The sequence below is a fragment of the Afipia sp. GW821-FHT14H12 genome (genome assembly GCF_058803465.1).
On record NZ_JBXAOZ010000001.1, the window covers coordinates 701,510 to 720,918 of the forward strand.

19 protein-coding genes are annotated in these 19,409 nt (G+C 60.1%); 13 read left to right on the forward strand and 6 right to left on the reverse strand.

The features are described 5' to 3' along the window. Window positions 1-110: 110 nt before the first annotated feature. The 8 genes from AC1RNA_RS03510 (at window position 111) to AC1RNA_RS03545 (ending at window position 9,228) form a co-directional block, all read left to right on the forward strand. Window positions 111-800, forward strand: a complete 690-nt coding sequence (locus AC1RNA_RS03510; protein ID WP_492950280.1) for a hypothetical protein — start codon at window positions 111-113, stop codon at window positions 798-800. Continuing rightward, the gene (locus tag AC1RNA_RS03515; protein WP_492950281.1) at window positions 797-3,244 is read left to right on the forward strand and encodes a TnsB C-terminal domain-containing protein; all 2,448 of its coding nucleotides are present in this window, start codon (window positions 797-799) and stop codon (window positions 3,242-3,244) included. The genes AC1RNA_RS03510 and AC1RNA_RS03515 overlap by 4 nt, the downstream gene beginning before the upstream one ends. Next, window positions 3,237-4,352 (forward strand): TniB family NTP-binding protein, encoded by a 1,116-nt coding sequence (locus AC1RNA_RS03520; protein WP_492950282.1) that lies wholly within the window; start codon window positions 3,237-3,239, stop codon window positions 4,350-4,352. Before AC1RNA_RS03515 ends, AC1RNA_RS03520 begins: the two co-directional genes overlap by 8 nt. Further along, window positions 4,327-6,126: a TniQ family protein gene (locus tag AC1RNA_RS03525; RefSeq protein WP_492950283.1), complete on the forward strand. Its 1,800-nt coding sequence runs from the start codon at window positions 4,327-4,329 to the stop codon at window positions 6,124-6,126. The genes AC1RNA_RS03520 and AC1RNA_RS03525 overlap by 26 nt, the downstream gene beginning before the upstream one ends. Window positions 6,127-6,164: 38 nt before the next feature. Beyond that, the gene (locus AC1RNA_RS03530) at window positions 6,165-8,003 is read left to right on the forward strand and encodes a TniQ family protein (protein ID WP_492950284.1); all 1,839 of its coding nucleotides are present in this window, start codon (window positions 6,165-6,167) and stop codon (window positions 8,001-8,003) included. 78 nt (window positions 8,004-8,081) lie between these two features. Beyond that, entirely contained in the window at window positions 8,082-8,489 is a 408-nt protein-coding gene (locus AC1RNA_RS03535) for a hypothetical protein (RefSeq protein WP_492950285.1), read from the forward strand. A 68-nt stretch (window positions 8,490-8,557) separates the two neighbouring features. After that, a complete protein-coding gene (locus AC1RNA_RS03540) occupies window positions 8,558-8,953 on the forward strand; it encodes a hypothetical protein (protein WP_492950286.1) in 396 nt (131 codons plus the stop codon). A gap of 53 nt (window positions 8,954-9,006) precedes the next feature. After that, complete coding sequence (locus AC1RNA_RS03545) at window positions 9,007-9,228, forward strand: antitoxin VbhA family protein (RefSeq protein WP_492950287.1); 222 nt, start codon at window positions 9,007-9,009, stop codon at window positions 9,226-9,228. A 122-nt stretch (window positions 9,229-9,350) separates the two neighbouring features. On the opposite strand, the gene AC1RNA_RS03550 is transcribed toward AC1RNA_RS03545, so the two are convergent. The 4 genes from AC1RNA_RS03550 to AC1RNA_RS03565 form a co-directional block, all read right to left on the reverse strand. Next, window positions 9,351-9,500 carry a hypothetical protein gene (locus tag AC1RNA_RS03550; RefSeq protein WP_492950288.1) on the reverse strand — a complete coding sequence of 50 codons (150 nt, stop codon included), beginning with the start codon at window positions 9,498-9,500 and terminating at the stop codon, window positions 9,351-9,353. A gap of 107 nt (window positions 9,501-9,607) precedes the next feature. Further along, on the reverse strand, window positions 9,608-10,237 hold the full coding sequence (locus tag AC1RNA_RS03555; protein WP_492950289.1) for a hypothetical protein: 630 nt from the start codon (window positions 10,235-10,237) through the stop codon (window positions 9,608-9,610). Continuing rightward, window positions 10,234-10,650, reverse strand: coding sequence for a type II toxin-antitoxin system Phd/YefM family antitoxin (locus tag AC1RNA_RS03560; RefSeq protein ID WP_492950290.1), 417 nt, complete (start codon window positions 10,648-10,650; stop codon window positions 10,234-10,236). The genes AC1RNA_RS03555 and AC1RNA_RS03560 overlap by 4 nt, the downstream gene beginning before the upstream one ends. A gap of 317 nt (window positions 10,651-10,967) precedes the next feature. Beyond that, window positions 10,968-11,711: a bestrophin-like domain gene (locus tag AC1RNA_RS03565; RefSeq protein WP_492950291.1), complete on the reverse strand. Its 744-nt coding sequence runs from the start codon at window positions 11,709-11,711 to the stop codon at window positions 10,968-10,970. Window positions 11,712-11,942: 231 nt separating this feature from the next. Here AC1RNA_RS03565 and AC1RNA_RS03570 point away from each other — a divergent pair, with 231 nt between their 5' ends. Together AC1RNA_RS03570 and AC1RNA_RS03575 are read left to right on the forward strand one after the other, a co-directional pair. Next, window positions 11,943-12,860 (forward strand): pirin family protein, encoded by a 918-nt coding sequence (locus tag AC1RNA_RS03570; protein WP_492950292.1) that lies wholly within the window; start codon window positions 11,943-11,945, stop codon window positions 12,858-12,860. A gap of 37 nt (window positions 12,861-12,897) precedes the next feature. Next, entirely contained in the window at window positions 12,898-14,286 is a 1,389-nt protein-coding gene (locus AC1RNA_RS03575; RefSeq protein WP_009338820.1) for a malonyl-CoA decarboxylase, read from the forward strand. Between the two features lie 19 nt (window positions 14,287-14,305). Here the strand turns inward: AC1RNA_RS03575 and AC1RNA_RS03580 are convergent, their stop codons facing one another. Together AC1RNA_RS03580 and AC1RNA_RS03585 are read right to left on the reverse strand one after the other, a co-directional pair. After that, a complete protein-coding gene (locus AC1RNA_RS03580) occupies window positions 14,306-14,635 on the reverse strand; it encodes a hypothetical protein (RefSeq protein ID WP_009338819.1) in 330 nt (109 codons plus the stop codon). A gap of 145 nt (window positions 14,636-14,780) precedes the next feature. Further along, complete coding sequence (locus AC1RNA_RS03585; RefSeq protein WP_009338817.1) at window positions 14,781-15,782, reverse strand: adenosine kinase; 1,002 nt, start codon at window positions 15,780-15,782, stop codon at window positions 14,781-14,783. A 147-nt stretch (window positions 15,783-15,929) separates the two neighbouring features. Between AC1RNA_RS03585 and murJ the strand changes: the two genes are divergently transcribed. From murJ to AC1RNA_RS03600, 3 genes are all read left to right on the forward strand, one after another. After that, on the forward strand, window positions 15,930-17,489 hold the full coding sequence (gene murJ / locus AC1RNA_RS03590; RefSeq protein WP_492950293.1) for a murein biosynthesis integral membrane protein MurJ: 1,560 nt from the start codon (window positions 15,930-15,932) through the stop codon (window positions 17,487-17,489). Window positions 17,490-17,540: 51 nt separating this feature from the next. Continuing rightward, the gene (gene trpS / locus AC1RNA_RS03595; RefSeq protein ID WP_492950294.1) at window positions 17,541-18,578 is read left to right on the forward strand and encodes a tryptophan--tRNA ligase; all 1,038 of its coding nucleotides are present in this window, start codon (window positions 17,541-17,543) and stop codon (window positions 18,576-18,578) included. Window positions 18,579-18,746: 168 nt separating this feature from the next. Beyond that, window positions 18,747-19,310, forward strand: coding sequence for a NifU family protein (locus tag AC1RNA_RS03600; RefSeq protein WP_048757677.1), 564 nt, complete (start codon window positions 18,747-18,749; stop codon window positions 19,308-19,310). Window positions 19,311-19,409: the final 99 nt, after the last annotated feature.

Genomic DNA, 19,409 nt, shown 5'->3' on the forward strand with positions numbered 1-19,409 from the left:
ACCCGCACTCGGAATTCGCGCCTCATCTAACCAACCGCTTCCCGCCGCTTGCTTCCGAAATGGTGCCGGCACCACGTCGTCGCAGCAGATTCGTTGACTGTAGGTCCCAAATGACAGTTGAAAATCGCGTCAGGCATATGGGCCGATCTGTCTCGAGCCGTAAGGTCGTAACTTACCGCAGCGGTCACTTTACCGGTTACGTGCCATCGGAAAAGAACCGGCGCATGATCCAATATGAAAGCATCCTCGAACGCGACTACATTCAGCTTGTCGAATGCGACGACGACGTTCTCGGCTATTCGGAGCAACCGATGAAGCTGCACTGGTCTGACGGCGTGGACTTTTACGACACGACGTTCGACTTCGAAGTCTTCCGCCGCGGAGGCCAGAAGTACCTCGTCGAGGTAAAGCCGCTCTCGAAGGTGATCAAGTATGAACTAGCCGAGCTTTATGGTTATGCCCGCGCCGCAGCCATCAAGAAGGGCTACGACGACATGGAGCTTTGGACGGACCGGGAGTTGAAATCCATGCCGAGGCTGGGCAACGCCGAGCTCCTGGTCAGCGGTAACACCACATTCGAGGATTCCACCACCAAATTGGCGATGCATTCAGCGATCAGCGATCTTCGGCGGATCGTAGACCGCGCGACAATACGCGACATCCGCTCGGCTTCGGGGCTCGGCGCATCTGCCTACTGGGGGGTGATCAGAATGGTCGCACTGGGCCAGTTGATCCCCGCGTGCGCGCGTTCTCCGTTGGACGATAGCGCCGTGCTGCTGTTTGCGGGAGGCCGCTTGTGAACGCGCCACTTATTCGCCTCGGCAAGGGCGATATCATCATCATAGACGCCGTCTGGTATGCTGAAGTGTCGCGACACGACGGAACCTTGAAACTCCGTTCCATCGGCGGCGAGATCGAGCGTACTTTCACAGGGGTAGAGCTCCGGAACATCTATTTCGATCCCGCGGGCCGGATGAAGATCGTCCGCAGCGAGCTTGCGGCCCTTGAAGGGGAGGCCGCTAAGGTCGTGGCTCGTCCGTTCGAGAGTTTCACCGACGAGCAGCAGGCGGAGATGTTGCTCCGGCTGGAATACGTAAACGCGTGTGACGAAGGTTTCGCTGCCAAGACCTACAACAAACGGCCAGAGGACGGGTACACGAAGATTGCAGCGAAGGTTACCGAGCGTTTGCTGGCCCAGTTCATTGTCGGCACAAGTCAGTTTGACGTGCGGGAGAGGAAAGTATCCGGATCCACTCTTCGCGACTGGTACATGCGTTGGCGCCGAGCGGGGCGCCGTCTCGGTGCCCTCGCCCCGCTTACACATTGCCGTGGCAATTACGATGCCAAGCTTGATCCTGCCGTGCGTGCGATCATCGCGGACTGCGTGCGACAGAAATGGCTGACCCTCGAGAGACCGCCGTTGACTGTGGTGTACGACCTAGTCTGTCGGAGCATCGAAAAGCTGAACGAAGGGCGGGTCGGCGGCGAGTTGGAAGCGCCGAGCGAGATGGCCGTATGGCGCTGGATAAAGGCGAACATCGACCCTTATGAGGAAACCTTTTTCCGGAAAGGTCGCAAGGAAGCCGACCATCAGTCGCGGCTAATCGGTAAATCTCCGATGGCCGTGCGCCCGTTGCAGATCGTCGAATTCGACGAGACGCCGCTCGATATTCTGCTGGTCGATCAGAACGGCAAGGAACGCGGCCGCGCCAACCTGACCGCAGGCATCTGCCTCGCGACCGGCATGATCGTCGGCTGGCATATCGGCGTGGAGAAGCCGAGTTGGACAACCGTGATGCAGGCGCTGCGGATGGCCGTGCTCGAAAAAGACACGACGGCATCCGGAGCGGAGTCGCCCTATCCAGTTTATGGCGTACCGGAGATGGTCAAGGTCGATAATGGACCTGCGTACCGCTCCAATTCATTAGTCGCGGCTGCGGGCCAGCTTCAGTTCGAGCTCAGGCTTGTACCGGTCGGAAAGCCGAACCTGAAGGGGAAGGTGGAGAGGTTCTTCAGAGAGGTCTCGCGCGACTTCCTCTCGGTATTTCCGGGAAGGACATTTTCAAACATCCAGGAGCGCGGTGACTATGATTCCCAAGGTCGCGCCAGGATGACCCTTGAGCAGACCCAGCTTCTGTTCATGCGTTGGGTCGTGGATATCTATCACAATCGGCCGAACAGCCGCTCATTCGGTCAGACCCCGCTTCAGAGGTGGGAAGCACTGTCTGGCTGCGGCGTCAGACTCCCTCCGGAATCTGCGGATCTCGCGCCACTTATCGGCCTTATCGTGAACCGCACGATTCAGGCCGACGGCATCACCTTTATGGGCCTCACCTACCGCGACCCGAAGCTGGCTGAATTCCGCAGGACCGGCCACATGGGTCAAGAGTGGATGGTCAAAGTGGATCCGCTGGACCTTTCGGCGCTGCTTGTCCTCGATGCCAAGGGGCAGCGCTGGGCCCGCGTACCTTGTCAGCAGATGCACCTAATTGAAGGCCTCACGTTGCAGATGTGGATGGACGTGGTGCGCGCAGCGAAGGAGCGCACCAAGCAAGGGCAGAGGGTAGCGAGGTCCACGCTCCTGAAGGCGAGAGAGGCTCTGATCCTGGAAGCCAGGAAAATGGGTCACAGACCTCACGGAAAGATCACGACGGCCGAATACCGGTGGATCGAAGGAGAAGTCAACAACCCGAAATATGAGTTCGATATCGATCCGGACGACGACAGCAAGAAAAATATGAAGCCACGAAACCGCAAGGCGTGGAGGGCAAATGCAGACGACGCGGCCGACCAGGAACCGGCGATGACCGATCCCGCTTCCCGCGCCGGCGGCCATGGCGTGGCCGAAAAGGAAGTGCCTGACGCCCACTTTGAACAAGCGCAACGGGAATTCTTCGAAGAACTCGCGGAGGAGGATGAGACCGAACGCTTGTGGCGGTTCACGGAAGAAAGCGCATCCGCAGCCGACGCCGCCCGACAAGTCCGTGAAGCGCCTTCGGCGGAGGGCGCTCCGGAATTCGACGAAGCGTCGCTGGTGCCCACGGCCAAAGATATGGAGACCGGCGTTCCAGGCAGCAAGGATCAACCAATGCTGCGCGCTTTCCTGCGGAAAAGACGAAAAACCGAGAACCAGTCTAACCGATCAGCCGATATCGACATCAAAAGACAGCCGAGGGGACTGATCGACGAGGATGACGTCGAGCACTGGAACAAGGGTGACAGCAACGAGGCTCACGATGACTGAACGTCAGCAAAAAGGTCCAGGCCGGGAGCCCACAAGGGACCCGGATGAGGCCTTGTTCGCGAAGCTGCCATCCGACCGCAAGTTCAACCGCATCCGCAGCAAGGACCCCAAACGAATCGCGCGACGGGAGCAGTTGAGAGCGATCCGGGCGATCAATGTTTCGACCGGAAAATTCGCCGTCGCACAATCTTATTTCGAGGGTTTGGTGGATCGTGCCGATGCCGGCATCGATGGTCACTGCCTCGTCATCCATGGCCGCACTGGGGCCGGCAAGACCCACATCCTCAAGCAACTGCGAAAGCATCCGGATTTGCAGGAGGAAGAGACTCCTGAGGGACCTTACCGCCCGCTTCTGCAGGTCGTAGCGCCGGCACCGTGCACATTGAGCACGCTAGGGCTGCAGATACTTCACTGTCTCAAGTACCGCCCGCGCAAGAAACTCCGGGAGAACGAGATATGGGATCGCGTCGTTGCGAACCTTGCGGCTCAGGACGTCGCAATTCTGGTCATCGACGAAATGCACAACGTGCTGACCGGTCGCAACGTCGTAGAGCGCGAAAAGATCGCGATGACATTAAAGTCGCTGATGGTGTCCGAGGATAATCCGATACAACTCGTGCTGTCCGGACTTCCCGGTGTGACGTCCTTTATCGACATATGGAAGGAGGTCAAACGCCGATCACACTTCCTCGAATTGACGCCGCTGGTCCCGGTGAAAGACCACAAGAAGCTCCTTTCATTCCTCACCGGTCTGGAAGAAAGGATCGCGATGCCGACATGCGGATTCACGGAAGGCGACATGCCGGAGCGATTCATGATGGCGTCCAGGGGTTACGTCGGCCGGATGGCCTACTTCGTACAGGAGGCCGCCACCTTCGCCCTCGCCGCAGACGATCCCTTGATGAAAGAATACCTCGGCGAGGCGTACAAGCGTCCATATGCGGTGAACGCGAAAGAGAATCCTTTCCTGATCGCGAACATTCGCGACTATAGGCCTCCTAAGGGCAAGGAGGCCCTCGACGCGGACGGAAAGACATTCCTCAAAGGAATGAAGAAGCCCCCTGCTAACGATACTGACATCGATGACCGCGATGATTTTTACGATTAGGCCATTTCGGAACGACGGCGAAGGCGCGATCGGGTACCTGATGCGATTGGCGCAGGCGCATGGCGTTCCTCGTCTTTCCGAAATGTTGACCCAAGTCGGAGTGCCTTGGTTCGATCTGGCGCAGGGGATGCATGCCGCGCATATCGCGGCGTCCGTCTGTGGCGACATCAATGCCATGGAGTACGACACAGCCAGGCTGTCGACGGCCGGCATCGTTCTGCGCGACCAGTTGCTGCGGCGCCGCCAGTGGTCGGTGCATGCAGGCCGCCGGGCTTGCCCGATCTGTCTTGCGGGAGATGCATCGTCGCAAGCCGGCGATCGGTTACCTCGAGCATGGCACCGAAATTGGTGGGATATCCGCGCGGTCACGGTATGCCCGGTCCACCACGTGAAGCTCGTCGGATGCTGCGGTATATGCCAGGCGAAGCTTGATTTCCGTAACACCACCGTTGGGAACTGCCCAGCGGGCCACCGCATCGCGGATGTGGACGTTCAAACCGTGGAAAAATGCACTGGTGACGCATACATCGTTGCCCGTCTCGCCGGCCTTCCCCGTCCAGCGTCGGGCGTGCTGGATTCCAGTTCTCTCGGCGAGGCTATTGAAGTCCTTGAACTCACAGGCGCCGCCTCGGTGGCCGGTCATCGTATTCACGACGCTGCGGCGTCCGAAAGACACACCGTGCTGGACGCCGGTTACAGGACACTTTCCAGTTGGCCGGCCGCCTTCGATGCGATGTTGGATAACCTGGCTTCGCAAGCTGTCACAGGCCCCGGTAGATGGGGCGCGTCGGCTACCTATGGTACATTTCACTCGAGGCTTCTCAAGATCGAGGGCCCGGCTGCTGAGCAGTTAAAGGAGCGAGTACGGCGTCACGCACTCGCTCATGGCGTGGCGATATCCAAGCCGGTGTTCGGAGTATCGCAGGAGCCCCGCGAAGTTTGTTCGGTCCGCCACGCAGCCGTGCGCATGGGCATGGGCTTTGAGCGAGCCCGGCGCGAATTGGGTATCCGTGGACTGCTGCCGAAACGCACGCGTCGCGGCACGCCAATCAAGATTTCCGTTGAGGCCGTGGACGAGATCATCGCGCAGCGTCAGACGGGCATTGGCATGGCGGCAGCCGCAAAACGTCTCGGCATCGGAAGGACTCAAGCGCGCAGACTGGCGGTGCTCGGAATGTTCGGCGCCGACCGTGCTTTGTTACTGGACAAGGATGTGGACGCCTTCGTTATGCGCTTGTCGCAGAGCGTCGAAAAAAAATTCGATCTAAAGGCGATCTCGCTTCCGGAAGGGTGCCGGACTGCGCGCTGCCCGATGGAGGTGGCGGTTGCTGCGGTTCTCGACGGACGGCTGCGCCTTTCAACTTTTCAGGATGGACGCGGATTGGCCGGCGCGTTCGTTCCGCTTCGGGCATTGCGCGAACTCGGAAAACAGGCCCGCGGTACGATGCCGCTGAACGACGCCGCTACGATCCTGGGGTTAAAATGGGAAGCGCTCAACGGGCTTGTGAGGCTGGGGCTTGTAAAGTGCGGTCCCTCCGGGATTGCCCGCTCGGACCTTGAAAATTTCCGACGTGACTACATCGCTTGCACCCGGATGGCGCAGTCAGTCGGTCTGACGCCTCGCGCCTTGATCAAGCTCCTCGCAGCGGCGGGCGTTGCACCCGCGGCAGCGCCGCCGCGCTGCCGTCAGGTATTCTACCGCCGCCGTGACGTGTTGAAATCCAAGTCTGACCCGAAGTACCGCACCGAACTCCTTGCCGCAGCCCAGTCATGACGGGCGCGGGGACGAGACATAGACTTCTGAGCTCCCGCGTGCCGCTGTGGACTGACGAGCCTTCTTACGCCCTGGCGAACCGGTTAGCCCGTCGCAACGGTGTGAACTCCCTTGTCTCGTTCGGCGGTGATCACGCGATCCCCTATCGCGAAATCATTCGCGGCCTGCGGAATGCCGAAATCGCCGATCTCTCAGGTGCGGAAATAGGCAATTTGGACTCGGCCACCTTCCGCGTAGAGGGTGAACGGGTTCATCTCAACGGGGAGTTGCTGCACGTCGACGATTGGTCCTATTCAAGTCTGCGGGTCTGTCCGTCCTGCATTCGGGGCGACCTCACTCACGACGACCGACGCAAGGAATATCTGCCCCACGTGAGGTCGTGGTGGAATTTGCCGGCGATGACGGTGTGCCCGATACATCGGCAGGCTTTGTTGGACCGACATCCGGCGTGTCCGGACGCGTCGGTCAATCACTTGTCTCTGGATATCCGCTTCGTGGCTGAAGGCACCGGCGACTTTGCAACCCTCGCTTCCGAGCCGGTCGAGGACGTGCGCGCCGAGGCCTACCTGCTTGGTCGTCTTGGCTTCATGCCTAGGGTCTTCAATCCGATCCTCGATCCACTTCCTCTTTGGAATGCCATCCGGCTCATGGACCGCTTTGGCGCGGTGGCCGCGGCCGGTGTGCGCGGGTATACTTCCTTCGGCGGCGACGTCGAAGCACCGAAAGCTCTCGCAGCGGGCTACACAGTTTTTGCGGACGGTAGGGATGGGCTTTTTCGCTTCCTCGATCGGCTTGTAGCCGCGCCGGACATACCGATGGGCAAATGGGGTCCGCGGGTTGTCTATGGCAGGATCTACGAATGGCTGTCGCACGACACTCGCGATACTGCCTATGACAACGTTCGGGAGCTGGTCCGCGAACATGCGCTGGATCACGTGCCGCTCGCAGGTGATGACCTTTTGTTCGGCCGGCCCGTCGGAGAAAGGCGGCTTTACACGCTTTGGCATGCAAGCAAGGCTGTAGGCGTTGGGCCCTCCGCAACGCGGCGGATTCTCAAGGCGCTCGGTCACCTTGACGGGACCACTGACGGAAAGCCGAACTGGCAGATCGCACTCAGGGCACCGGTCGTCGAGAAAGCCGCGGCCGAGCTCCGTGACAGAATCAGTTTCAATGATGCCCGCGACTATCTGGCATTACCGCGTCAGCCCATGGCCGCCCTCTGTGATTCAGGGACCTTGGTGCCGTTTCTCCACGTGTCGACGGGTGTGAAGGAGCACGTTTTCCGCACACGTGATCTCGACGCGTTTATCGGTAAGCTTCTGGGAGATGCGCCTTTACTCGGAAGCCCAGGCAAGTTGTGCGATGTGATCAGCGCAGGTAAGCGCGCCCAAACCTCAACCCTCGAGATCGTCTCTTCCCTGATCGACGGTAGCCTACGATGCGCCGGCAAACTCGCAAGCGCATTCGGAATGATGCAAATCCTGGTCGACCTCGACGACGTGAAGGCCCTTCGAGATGCGGGCGCGAACGTCGATGAGAGCCAGACTATGGAAGCTGGAAGGCGGAAATTGGGACTGACCTGGCTGGTCTTTGGAAAGCTGGTCCGGTTGGGCTACATCGACGCAACGTCGGTTGGGATCGGCCTTCGGAACCGGAGCAGAAATCTCATCGACCCTGAAAGCCTGGAAGCCTTTTCGTCGACATACATCTCTGCCGCCGAAATCGCCGCAGAACGTGAGACCCATGTGCGGACGCTGGTTCAGCAACTGCGGCAACAAGGCATTGAGCCCGCCATCGGCAACAAAGAGGTCGGACAATACTTCTATCGCAGGTCTGCCTTCGCCATTAGCGGCACCCGGCACAGGCAATCGCGCTGAGTGCTGGGCTACTTACTTCCCCCTTTGAACTTGCAGACCGTGCCCTTACGATTCCTGGAACAACAGGAGATCGTGCCCATGAACGCGGAACACATAGCGTCGTATTTTACGAAGAAGCTCGCGAAGCCGATCCACTTCGATATTGATCTAATGAACGACGATGAAGACATCATCCGTCGATATTACGCGATGGAGCCGACGGCAGTCGATGGCAACAGTGTGCACGTGCTATTGACCTTCAGATTTCAAATGATTTTTGATGAGAAAAGGGGCCAAGCGAAGTATTGCGGAGAAGCCAAAATACCCTTCGAGGACGGCGACACGCTGGAATCTATTTTTGACATGGCCGTGGCCGGTGCCAACTTCGGCGAGGATAGCCTCCGTTTAACGGCTGCCGGTCCCGACGAGGACCGAATTGCGACGGCATACAAAAAACTTCAATCTCGCCTGAACGCGGCGCCGCCGACATCCCCACGAGGTCCTTAACGTCCGAAATTGCCTACCGCCTTGCGCACTGCCATCGTAGGCTGCATGGGTCACCCGGAACCCAAACGATGCAAGCCGAAGATATAGCCGCCTACTTCACTAAGAAGATCGCCAAACCGATCGCGTTCGATATCGAGGGAGCGGAGCTAGACGGCGAACAGGTGCATTTCTACTATTCAATCGAGCCGACGGCGGTCGACAACGACATTCTGCATGTCATCGTCAACTACAAGCACGCGATCCAGGGCAAAGAAAAACATAAGACGCCTCCGAATTTTCTCGGAGACGTCGAAATCCCGCTGAAGGACAACGACACGGTAACATCGGTCCTGACTATGGCCGCCGCTTGGGCGACTTTCGGCGCAGCCAGCGAATTCGTGAAGTCAAAGGACGACCAGATAAGTCTCAGCTACCAGGAGCTAAATCGACGGCTTAAAGAGCGATTTCCGAGTCCAAAACCTTAACCTCGTCTCAGCGAATTTCTGAATGTCCACCGCTACAGAATAAGGAATCGACCATGAGCTCGAACAGCATTCGAAGCCGAGAGATAAAAAAGGCAGCGGCAGCCGACTTCGAAGCCCGTTCTGGAGCCGCTCGGTTCGCCGTGGCCAACACCGCTATCGAGGGTGGACACGTACTACCGGAAACCGAGGAACTGCTGGACGGATGGACACGCGGAGAGATCGACGACGACGAACTGATGAAGCAGGCCCTAAAGAGGTTCGGGTCGGGTATCTGATCCAAACCCTTCTTCCGAATCTATCTTCGTCGCGGCCGTCGCTGACGCCAACTTCGAAAAGAACAGCCTCCGCGTGACCCATGCTGACATCGAATAAGGACGCAAGCCGCGCCTAGCTCAGTTCAACGTGCCATTCCGGGACCAGTCTGCGACTCAGGGTCCTCTTCGTAGTCGTAGTCGTGCTCCGCCGGCACCTCGGCCTGATTGATCAGGGCCATCTCCGTATCGGTCAAATCCACGGTCGACATCGCGCGTTGATCGGACTGCCACATCTTGAATCTCGCAATTGTTGTCCTGACCAGACAACCGGAATGACCGAAAACTGCAAGTCCGGACTCAAAATATTTAACGCCATCCGCACCGGCGCCGACTACGGGAATTATGCCATCTTGAATACGTGGACTGGGTCATCGTCGCGTTCGACAGGGACCTTGTCATCAGCAGCAATCCGGATGGCTATCCAAGCTGTTTCGGCTTCCTTAACCTGGAAACGCGTTGTCATCCAATGTAGATAGGTCTCAGTCCCCATCAGATCGACGTCAACATGGTCGAGGGCTTTGATGGCGGCCCTAGCCTTACCATCGTCGGCGATCACGACCACGGCCTCGCCGTCGGCCACCGAGTTTTCGACGCCTTCAAGAATCTGAAGGATACTTTTCTCGCCGCGCCCTACCCAACTCGGCTTCAACTCAGCCGGCATCCCCGCCATCTGCCAGACCTTCATCGCCTTTTCATATTCGACGAACTCATCGGTCGTTTGAATATTTATGCGATGTGCGTTTCGCGCGAACCATTCAGCGATATCCTGGCGATGCAATTCCCGCCGATCACCACCTTGGTCTGGCTCACGAACAGCCTCTTCGCGGACCATGTCGGTGATCCATACTTCTGCACCAGGAACGAAAAGCCAATCGAGGGCCTCGGGCCCGGCCATCGCGAGGAGCGATAGAGGAGTATTGTCAGGAATGAGTATCCTTGAGCGACGCATGCCCTCGAAGATGTCGCTCATTGCTGACCCCTGAACCGGTTTTCGACCACCGCTATTTCGGCATCAACGAAGGATCGATTTCTTCCGGAAAGTGCAGCTTCCGCCATCGATAAAGCGCAAGCGCGCAGATCGCTAGTATCGTATCCAAGAGGATCAACCGGTAAGCCTCGACGAACGACGGCTCTACGCTCCCTGCGAAGCTCGGATGGCACAAGCTCGCCGCTCTCCTGCTTGAGGCGGCCGAACTCCTCGACGGTCATCATGACCATCCGCGCACGTCCGTGATTGGTGATGATCACAGGCTCCGAGATCGCTGCCCTCTGGATCTCTCCGGTACGCTGCTGCAGATCGAGCGAGGTAAAGGACTGCATAAGGACGTCTCCTTTCCACGTAAAATACGTGTTTTGAAAGAAAAAGTCAATATGAGAGTTCATGGCGACACCCAAACCTTAACGGCCCCGCTTCTTCGCCGGCCGCAACACCTGCCCGCCGGCAGCCTCCTGCATTAACCCTTCCAACGCGCGCGATCGCGGACTCGGCCGGCGATCGGCGTCGGCTGCTGATCGGCCTTGCAACCATTTGGTGCGGCGTTTTTCGATTGAGTCAGGGATATGCGTTAGAGACCTGCGTTTGAGTCAGGGAATTGCGTTATTTGAGTCAGGTTTATGTGTTGTGCCGTCGGCGGCGCGCTCTGATTTCGCTCAAGAAATTCCGGCGCCAGAGTCAGGGTTATGTGTTACCCAACATGGGATCAAAGCTTCATCTGTTCCAGCGCCTCGTACATCGGCGCTGGTGAAACCTTGATGTATCCCGCGAACGGATGCTCCATATCGACGATCAGGTTGACCGCCATCGCGATGGAGAATGCCGCAACGGCAAAGGCGATGACTACGACAGCATTTGGTGGCGCGTAGACCGCGTAGCTGAAAAACAGCACGCTCAACCAGAATGTCACGACGATCAGGAAAAAATGCGGAGTGCGCGCGCCAATTTGAATGGCCAGCAGCCGGCTGTTTTGTTTCAGATCTTCGATCATGCGCAGACCGCTCGCACGGGCTTCCCGGCCGACGTCGTCCTGTGGCGCGAGGCTGCGCAGCCGATCCTGAATCTCGTTCAGAGTCGTTACGCTGCGTGAATGATCCGGCGAGACCGCCGTCCATATCTGCACAATTTTTGCTGCCGTGAAGGCCCGCAGCAATTCGCGCACCGGCTTAGCCTCCGAGCCGAAATGAACCGCTTCCCGATCGAGCAATCTGAGGCTCGTGCTGAACTGCTCGATCGCCCTTCTGCTGTTGTCGAGATCGGTCTTGGCATTCGTGACCAGAAATCCAATGACAAGTGCGGCCATGAGACCGACGGCGCCCATCGTGTGCTGGACCGTCTTGTGCGTCGGTTCGGAGAGATAACGTTCAGGCAATTTCTTGCTTAGCAACAAACCTGCCAGACTGGCTCCAAAAATACAGCAGAAAGCAACAAACCCCGCGCCGGTGAACATCAAGCCACCTCAGAAGGACGAATGTGCAAAAATGGAACGATCCGCGGCGGCCGGTGCGATGTCAAGCAGCCTCATGAGCGGCGGTTCAAGTTACCTGCCTCGCCACGACAAGTGCCTGCCTGACCTCACGATATGGCGATGTGGCGGTACGGGCTTTAGTCTAACCGCCGCACTCTCGCGCCTCGTTCTGATCGATGTATAATCGCGCTTCCTTGTCCAGGGAGATGCGCGATGAGCTGGATGCCGTCCAACGATCCGATCCTCGGCGACCCGCAATCCTGCGATGCGCTCGAACTCGTGATCGTGCCGCGCACCCGCGACCTCGGTGACGGTTTCGCCGTTCGCCGCGCGCTGCCGCACGGCAAGCGGCAGATGGTTGGCCCCTTCATCTTCTTCGATCATTTCGGCCCGGTGCAATTCATCGCAGGCCAGGGCATGGATGTACGCCCGCATCCCCATATCGGCCTTGCGACCGTCACCTATCTGTTCGACGGCAGCATCATGCACCGCGACAGCGAGGGCAATATTCAGGAGATCAAGCCCGGCGCCATGAACCTGATGACCGCGGGCCGGGGCATTGCTCACTCCGAACGCACGCCGGACGTGCCGCGCGCCAATGGGCAAAGAATGCTTGGCCTGCAAAGCTGGATCGCGCTGCCGATGGATCGCGAGGAAATCGCGCCGTCTTTCCAGCATTACAGCGCCGACAGCCTGCCCCTCGTCAGCGACACCGGGCTCAAAGCCCGCATCATCGCGGGCAAGGCGTTTGGTGCGGCGTCGCCCGTTGATCAAACCTCCGAATGGTTTTACGCCGAGGTCAATCTCGATGCCGGAGCGCGCGCGCCGCTCGACGCCGACCACGAGGAACGCGCGGTCTATCTCGTCGAAGGCGAGGTGGAGATCGCGAATGAGCATTATGAGGCGCCGCGACTTCTGATCTTCCGCCCCGGCGACTGCATCACCATTACGGCGGTGACGCCCACAAAAATGATGTTTCTGGGTGGCACCGCGCTGGAGGGGCCGCGTTACATCTGGTGGAATTTCGTCTCCTCGAACCGAGAACGGATCGAACAGGCCAAGCAGGACTGGAAGACAGGCCGTTTCGCGCACGTTCCTGAGGAGATCGAATTCATTCCGCTGCCGGAATGAATATCCCTGTAGTCCCATGAGCGGAGACGTCTGACCGATGCCAAGCCTGACATTCGACCGCGCCTTTCTTACGAACCTGCTCGGCACCCTGACCGATCGCGGACGCGACCTGATCCGTGGGTTGACGCAAGCATCGCCGCACCGCATCGCCGATGGCGAGCTCGCCGAGCTTGGTGAAACCTTGCTGTCCCGCCGCGGCGAAGCGACCGGCGTCGCGCTCGCCCAGGCACTGCTCGCCGGTTATGAAGCGGCGACACCCGAGCAGCGTCTCGCCTTTCTCGATGCGCTGGCCGATCTGTTCGGTCCCGAGCGCGAGGCCATCGAGCGCGCGATCGAAAAGGTCCGCGCCGAAGGCATGAGCCCCGCTGCCGTCAGCGACCTGCATGACGCAGCCGAGCCCCGGCGGCAGGAATTGATCCGCCGCCTCAACCTCGCGCCCGGCGGCACCGCCGCGCTGGTGCGGATGCGGGAAGAACTCCTGACGCATCTTGCCGAACATCCGCAACTGCGCCCGGTCGACAATGATTTTGTCCATCTGTTCGCATCATGGTTCAATCGCGGCTTCCTGGTGCTGCACCGGATCGACTGGACCACGCCCGCCAACATTCTGGAAAAGATCATCCGCTACGAGGCGGTGCACGCAATCAAGAACTGGGACGATCTGCGCAATCGTCTCGCACCGCCGGACCGGCGCTGCTATGGCTTCTTCCACCCTCGGCTTGTCGATGAACCGCTGATCTTCGTCGAGGTCGCGCTGACGAAGGAAATTCCCGGCGCCATCGCGCCGCTGCTCGAGGAAGCCCGCGCGCCGATCGACCCGCAGCAGGCGACCACCGCCGTGTTCTATTCGATCTCGAACACCCAGCGCGGTCTCGGCGGCATTTCCTTCGGCAACTTCCTGATCAAGCAGGTGGTCGAAGATCTCAAGCGCGAGTGGCCGAACCTTAATACCTTCGTGACGCTCTCGCCGGTGCCGGGATTCGCGTCATGGCTCGCCCGCGAGCGAGCTGCGGACAATTCGGCAGCGCTCGACGCCGCCGACAAGGAAGTGCTCACCGCCATCGACCAGCCTGGCTGGATCAACGATCCTGCAATTGCCGAGCGCGTGAAGCCGGTGCTGCTCGCGGCGGCGGCCTATTATTTTCTGGAAGCCAAGGACAAGCGCGGCCGCGTCGCCGATCCGGTGGCGCGCTTCCATCTCGGCAACGGCGCGCGGCTGGAGAAGCTCGATTATCTCGGCGACACATCAGCCAAGGGTCTCAAGCAATCGTACGGGCTGATGGTGAATTATTGCTACGACCTCGATGACATCGAGGACAATCACGAAGCGTTTGTCGAGAAGGGGGTCATCGCGGCGTCGGCCGTCGTGCGCAAAAGGCTGCATGCCAAGACCGGCTTCAACTCCGGTTTGAGCGGCGCGGCATGACCAAGTGCGTGTCAGGCGCTCACGCGGCGCCCGACAGATAGGCCTCGCGACGACCGATCATGCGCTCCGCCGCAATCTTCGCGGCTTCTTTGGTGTCGGTCGCACAGATGCGATATTCGAGATTCGGCAGCACGATCGTGTCGCGCCGGATGAAAAACGATTTCAACGAGCGGGAAGGAATTCCCACGCGCGCCAGCGCCTCGGCGACGTTATCGACCGCGCCGAAAGCAAACAAAGCGCCGGTCGCAGCCACGCGCACTTCGTAAATTCCGGGGCCGATCGGTGCCTCAAGCTTGTCACCGCGCGCTGCCGTCGGATAGCGCTTCCATTCGCCCCAAGTGGTAATCATCGTCGCCTCGGAAAGGTTAATTCAAAACAGGTCAGTATCGATTAGTGCGGTTCAACGTCCGCCAGGTTCGATTCGTTCCGGATATGGTTGTCGCGGGAACTTTGTTCAAGAACTCGCGCTTTTGTGATCAGAGAAAAGTTCCCTCTTACACGGGTAATCCGTGCTTGTGCGCGAGTTCTTTCAGCGACGTCTGCGACCGCGCGCCGATGTGCTGGATCACTTCCGCCGCTGCCATTGCGCCTAGCCGTCCCGCCTGCTCATAGCCGGCCTCGCGAACAAGCCCGAACAGGAAGCCTGCGGCGAACAGATCGCCCGCACCGGTGGTGTCGACCACATTCCTCGCGGGGAAAGCCGAGACTGCGATGACTCCTTCCTTGGCGGCGACCACGCAACCCTTTTCGCTGCGCGTGACGACACCGAGCGCGGCATCGTTGCGCAGCTGCGCGAGCGCCGCGTCGAAATCCTGCGTGTCGTAGAGCGATTGCAATTCCGCTTCGTTGGCGAAAATCAGATCGACCGTCTTGTCGCGCATCAGGCCAATGAACTCGTCGCGATAGCGGCCGACGCAGAACGCATCCGAAAGAGTGAGCGCAACCTTGCGGCCGTGCTTGTGCGCGATCTGTGAAGCCTTGACGAACGCATCCTTGGCGTCCTTCGGGTCCCACAGATAGCCTTCGAGATAGACGATGGACGCCGCTGCGATCTCATCCTCGACGATGTCGGCCGCCGACAAGTCCTGCGCCGCGCCGAGATAGGTGTTCATGGTGCGCTCACCGTCGGGCGTGACCAGAATGTAGGAACAGCCGGTGGCTGGTCCGTCCTTTGCGGCCGCCGTATCGAACGCCACACCCGCGCTGCGGATGTCGTGCGCATAGAGCTGGCCGATCTGGTCGTCCTTGATCTTGCCGACATAGGCCGCGCGCGCACCAAGCTGGGCGATGCCGACAATGGTGTTGGCCGCCGAGCCGCCGGAAACCTCCGTGGCCGGGCCCATGTCCGCATAGATCGATGCAGCACGGGCCTCGTCGATCAGCGCCATCGCCCCCTTGGTCATGCCGTGGTCGGTCAGGAACTTGTCGTCCACCCGCACCAGGATATCGAAAAGGGCGTTGCCGATGCCAAGAACATCGTATTTGGCGCTGTTCATTAAGATTAATCCTGCGGAATGAGGCCGAAACCGGCTAAAGCTGGTAAGACGCGGGGGTATTCGCGGCGGTTTGAACGCCAGCGCGACCTATCACGACAAACCCTCTGCCAGCAAGCAGCCGAACCTTCGACCCACTCCAAAACGCCGATGATCCGCCACATCCTCACGGTTTCCGCCGGAACGCTGATCTCGCGGATCTTGGGCTTTCTCCGCGACACGCTGATCGCGGCGCTGCTCGGCGCAGGCCCCGTGGCGGATGCCTTTCTGGTCGCGCTGCAATTCATCAATGTCGCCCGCCGCGCGCTCTCCGAAGGTTCACTGAACGCCGCGCTGGTGCCGATCTATCTGCGGCTGCGCGACAGCGAGGGTGCGATCGCCGCCACCACCTTCGCCGGGCAGGTCATGGGCAGCCTCTGCCTGATCCTGATCGGAATCGCCGTGGTGTTCACCGGGTTGATGCCGATTGTGATCTCGGTGATGGCCCCGGGCTTCATCGGACACCAGACCATGCAGCTCGCGATCGACGATGCGCGGCTGATGATGCCTTACTTCGCCTTCGTCGCTCCGATCACGGTGATGATGGGCGTGCTCAACGCCGAACGGCGTTTCCTGCTCACCGCATTCTCGCCGGTGCTGTTCAACATCATGATGATCGCCATCATCCTGTCCCTGCTTGCATGGCATCATGATGCGCAGACATCCGCCACGATCATCGCAGGCGCGGTCGGTGTCGCCGGATGCTTCCAGATGCTGGTGCTGATCCAGCGCCGCCCATGGCGCAGCGGCCTTGCCGCACCCATCCGCGTCTCCTTCAATCCCCAGATCCGCGCCTTCTACCGCAAGGCAGTGCCTGGCATGATCGCCAATTCCGGCCCGCAATTCCTGATCGTCGCAGGCGCGATCATCGCATCCAGTTCACCTGCTGCGGTATCGTGGCTCTATTTCGCCAACCGCCTGATCGAACTGCCGCTCGGCATGGTCGGCGTCGCCATGGGCACCGTGCTGATGCCGGAGTTCACCCATGCGATCCAGAACAACGACCGCTCTGCCCTCACCCATGCGCAATCGCGCGGCCTCGAACTCGCCGTCGGGCTGGTGCTGCCCGCCACGCTTGGCCTGATCCTGTTGAGCGAGCCGATCATCGGCATCCTGTTCCAGCACGGCGCGTTCACGGCCGCTGACACCGTGGCGACCGCGCAGGCGCTGTCGGTGCTGGCGCTAGGGCTTCCCGCCTACGTGCTGGTGAAGGTTTTGGCGCCGGCCTTTTTCGCGCGCGAGGACACGCGCACGCCGCTTCTCGCAACGCTCGCAGGCATCGCGAGCGCGGTGATCGCGGGTCTTCTCGTCGATCATCGCTTCGGCGTCTCCGGCATCGCCGCGAGCATCTCGCTCGGCGCCTGGGTTTGCGCCCTGATCCTGACCTGGCGCGGGGCATCCTCGTTCGGCTTCTCCATCGACGACGACGCGCGGCGGCGGCTGCCGCGCATCGCGCTGTGCGCTGCCATCATGGGGCTGACGCTTTTCACCTCGCAATATTTCGTCTCGGACCTGACGCAGAACGCCCCGTTCTTTCCGCGCCTCACCATTCTGGGCGGCATGGTGGCGGCCGGCATTTCGTTCTATGGCCTGCTGCTCGACCTGTTCGATGTCGTGAGCTGGGGCGAGGCTTTCGGCGACTTGCGCGACCGGGGCTCGCGTGGCAAGTGAGCGGCGGAAGCAGCCGGCGGGTTCAGGCGGCGCTTCCACGGGAACGATATCATGACAGCGATTCAGCGGGTTTTTTCGGGCGTCCAGCCGACGGGCAATCTGCACCTCGGCAATTATCTCGGCGCCATCGTCAATTTCGTGAAGTTGCAGCAGACCCACAACTGCATCTATTGCGTGGTGGACCTGCACGCGATCACCGTATGGCAGAACCCGGTTGAGCTGACGCACAACATCCGCGAAGTGACGGCGGCGTTTCTCGCCAGCGGCATCGATCCCGACAAGCATATCGTCTTCAACCAGAGCCAGGTGGCCGAACACGCCGAACTGGCGTGGGTGCTCAATTGCGTCGCCCGCCTCGGCTGGCTGAACCGCATGACCCAGTTCAAGGAAAAGGCCGGCAAGGACCGCGAGAACGCATCCGTCGGCCTGTACGCCTATCCGAACCTGATGGCGGCGGACATTCTCGTCTATCGCGCGACCCATGTGCCGGTCGGCGAGGACCAGAAGCAGCACCTCGAACTGGCGCGCGACATCGCGCAGAAATTCAACAACGACTTCTCGGAGTCGATCGCCGCCAAGGGCTATGACGCGAAGTTCTTCCCGCAGCCCGAGCCGCTGATCACCGGCCCGGCGACGCGCGTGATGAGCCTGCGCGACGGATCGAAGAAGATGTCGAAATCCGATCCATCGGATTACTCGCGCATCAACCTCACCGACGATGCCGACGCCATCGCCCAGAAAATCCGCAAGGCCAAGACCGATCCCGAGCCGCTGCCGTCCGAGGAAGACGGTTTGAAGTCGCGCCCCGAAGCCGACAATCTCGTCGGCATCTACGCCGCGCTCTCCGGCCGCACCAAGGCCGACGTGCTGCGCGAATTCGGCGGCGGACAATTCTCCGGCTTCAAGTCGACGCTGGTCGATCTGTCCGTCGACAAGCTCGGCCCGATCGGCGCAGAAATGAAGCGGCTGATGCAGGACCCCGGTCACGTTGATGCCGTGCTGGTGAAGGGTGCTGAACGGGCCCGCGCTATCGCGTTCGAGACCATGAAGGCCGTGAAGGACATCGTCGGCTTCGTGCAGGCGAAATAGCCCGAATCCTGCGGCATTTCGGCGCTAATCCCCTGTCTTCCTAACCTTATTTCAGGCCGGCCATCTGCGTTACCGTCTTGATCGTGCTTTTTACAACGCCATCTGTTAGGAGAGGGCACCGCAACCCGATCGCGCCGGCCTTGAACCGGCGATGCGTTGGAGACACCCATGTTTATCCAGACCGAAGCTACCCCCAATCCCGCGACGCTGAAGTTCCTGCCCGGCCGCACCGTGCTCGAAGGCGGCACGATGGAATTCACCAGCCGCGACAGCGCCGCGCGCTCGCCGCTGGCAGTGAAACTGTTCGAGATTCCCGGCGTCACCGGCGTGTTCTACGGTTCCGATTTCGTCACCGTCACCAAGGATGACGGCGACTGGCAGCATCTCAAGCCCGCCATCCTCGGCACCATCATGGAACACTATATGTCCGGTGGGCCGATCCTTGCCGACGGCGCGCAGCCGGATGCCGGACCGCATGCCGAGGAATTCTTCAACGAAGCCGACGCCGAGACTGTCGGCATCATCAAGGACATTCTGGAAACCCGCGTTCGCCCGGCGGTCGCCAGCGACGGCGGCGACATCACCTTCCGCGGCTTCAAGGACGGCATCGTTTTCCTCGACATGAAGGGCTCCTGCTCGGGATGCCCCTCCTCGACCGCGACGCTGAAGCACGGCATCCAGAACCTGCTCAAGCACTACGTGCCCGACGTTGTCGAAGTGAGGCCGATGTAAGTCTTCCTCGCACGCGCGAGAGTGACGATTTGACGATGGCCGGGCTTGACCCGGCCATTTATTTTTCTGAATGCTTGCGTATCCCGGCAGGCTTTGAAG

Bases quoted from the DNA above. Each gene is read 5' to 3' on its own strand.
- AC1RNA_RS03580 (WP_009338819.1), bottom strand. From the start codon at position 14,635: ATGATTACCACTTGGGGCGAATGGAAGCGCTATCCGACGGCAGCGCGC.
- AC1RNA_RS03525 (WP_492950283.1), top strand. From the start codon at position 4,327: ATGACCGCGATGATTTTTACGATTAGGCCATTTCGGAACGACGGCGAA.
- AC1RNA_RS03560 (WP_492950290.1), bottom strand. From the start codon at position 10,650: ATGAACTCTCATATTGACTTTTTCTTTCAAAACACGTATTTTACGTGG.
- AC1RNA_RS03565 (WP_492950291.1), bottom strand. From the start codon at position 11,711: ATGTTCACCGGCGCGGGGTTTGTTGCTTTCTGCTGTATTTTTGGAGCC.
- AC1RNA_RS03510 (WP_492950280.1), top strand. From the start codon at position 111: ATGACAGTTGAAAATCGCGTCAGGCATATGGGCCGATCTGTCTCGAGC.
- AC1RNA_RS03540 (WP_492950286.1), top strand. From the start codon at position 8,558: ATGCAAGCCGAAGATATAGCCGCCTACTTCACTAAGAAGATCGCCAAA.
- AC1RNA_RS03545 (WP_492950287.1), top strand. From the start codon at position 9,007: ATGAGCTCGAACAGCATTCGAAGCCGAGAGATAAAAAAGGCAGCGGCA.
- AC1RNA_RS03520 (WP_492950282.1), top strand. From the start codon at position 3,237: ATGACTGAACGTCAGCAAAAAGGTCCAGGCCGGGAGCCCACAAGGGAC.
- AC1RNA_RS03600 (WP_048757677.1), top strand. From the start codon at position 18,747: ATGTTTATCCAGACCGAAGCTACCCCCAATCCCGCGACGCTGAAGTTC.
- AC1RNA_RS03585 (WP_009338817.1), bottom strand. From the start codon at position 15,782: ATGAACAGCGCCAAATACGATGTTCTTGGCATCGGCAACGCCCTTTTC.
- AC1RNA_RS03570 (WP_492950292.1), top strand. From the start codon at position 11,943: ATGAGCTGGATGCCGTCCAACGATCCGATCCTCGGCGACCCGCAATCC.
- AC1RNA_RS03535 (WP_492950285.1), top strand. From the start codon at position 8,082: ATGAACGCGGAACACATAGCGTCGTATTTTACGAAGAAGCTCGCGAAG.
- murJ (WP_492950293.1), top strand. From the start codon at position 15,930: ATGATCCGCCACATCCTCACGGTTTCCGCCGGAACGCTGATCTCGCGG.
- trpS (WP_492950294.1), top strand. From the start codon at position 17,541: ATGACAGCGATTCAGCGGGTTTTTTCGGGCGTCCAGCCGACGGGCAAT.
- AC1RNA_RS03575 (WP_009338820.1), top strand. From the start codon at position 12,898: ATGCCAAGCCTGACATTCGACCGCGCCTTTCTTACGAACCTGCTCGGC.
- AC1RNA_RS03555 (WP_492950289.1), bottom strand. From the start codon at position 10,237: ATGAGCGACATCTTCGAGGGCATGCGTCGCTCAAGGATACTCATTCCT.
- AC1RNA_RS03550 (WP_492950288.1), bottom strand. From the start codon at position 9,500: ATGTGGCAGTCCGATCAACGCGCGATGTCGACCGTGGATTTGACCGAT.